We start from the raw sequence: 1,199 nt of genomic DNA on the forward strand, positions 1-1,199 counted from the left end.
AATCAATTTTTGAAGCAAAAAGTGCAGTTTTGGCACAAAATTTCTGCAACCCCATTGGGTTTCTACCCCCCCGCCTTTTAGGTAAAAATTCCTACAATTTGGATAGACTTGCAAAAATGGCACAAATATAAATAGGCTTTATAGGAGAATTAAGCAGCAGCAAAAGAAGCAAAATTCCCACAAGCACGATTAACTTTTTATGCTCAAAGCTTACTCCAATACCCTCAAAAGAATCAATCTTAAGCTCTTCCTCCACAACCCTATAAGAAAGCAGTTTAATCATCACATAAAGCATACTAATGCTTAAAGGCAACATCATTAAAATCCAAGTTACAAAACTAATGCTCTCAAACTTCATAGTCTCCAAAAACCCCAAAAAGATTAAATTAGGTGGCGTTCCTATGGGAGTGGTAATCCCACTAATACTAGCCCCAAAGGCCACTGCTAACAAAAAACGCGTTTTAAGCAAGGGATCTTGCGTGATAGAATAAGCAATAGGCACGAGCAAAAGTGCAACCGTAGAATTAGAAAGCACACTGCCTAAAGCCACACTTGCAACACCAAGAGCGGTAATAACCCCCTTGGGGGTAGCAGGAAAATAACCTAGAAACTTCTTAGCCACAATCTTATGCAATCCTGTTTTCTCTACCGCAATAGCCAGCATAAAACCACCCAAAAAGAGGAATATAATAGGATTCGCATAATTACTTGTCGCATTCTTAACATCTAATATCCCAAAAGCAGGGAATAAAATAATAGGTAGCAAAGAAACAATCCCTAAGGGCAAAGCCTCATTAATCCACAAGGTAATAAGTAAAGATAAAATCCCAATAAAAGCCGCCACTTCAAAAGAAGCCTTAAAATAATAAAAACTTAAAAATCCCACAACAAAGGCAAAAAAGATTGCCAAACCTAACCCCGATAATATTTGAAATTGCGTCTTAAAACGCAATTTCTTATGCAATTTTGGTTTAAAATTCATTTTATCCTACTTCTTAAAAATATCCATATTTTAGCATAAGCGGATTAACACGCAATAAACTCACCCCCTTTTTTAAAAATTAAAAGTTAATTAAAAAATAATCCTCTTTACTTAAATCAAAGTTTAAATTTTATGCTATACTAGGAATGTTAAAAATAGTTTATGACAAATACATAATAAAAATGCCTAAATCTCCTAATATAATAATATATTAGGG

Annotated in this window: 1 protein-coding gene; it reads right to left on the reverse strand. The window is 34.4% G+C overall.

Annotated elements, in window-relative coordinates; all coding sequences use genetic code 11:
- Positions 1-91: 91 nt before the first annotated feature.
- Positions 92-982 carry an SLC13 family permease gene (locus tag LS72_RS10480; RefSeq protein WP_052087411.1) on the reverse strand — a complete coding sequence of 297 codons (891 nt, stop codon included), beginning with the start codon at positions 980-982 and terminating at the stop codon, positions 92-94.
- Positions 983-1,199: the final 217 nt, after the last annotated feature.

The sequence above is a fragment of the Helicobacter apodemus genome, from assembly GCF_000765745.2.
GTDB lineage: Bacteria > Campylobacterota > Campylobacteria > Campylobacterales > Helicobacteraceae > Helicobacter_D > Helicobacter_D apodemus.

Coding starts and splice junctions, on each gene's coding strand:
- LS72_RS10480 (WP_052087411.1), bottom strand. CDS start 982: ATGAATTTTAAACCAAAATTGCATAAGAAATTGCGTTTTAAGACGCAA.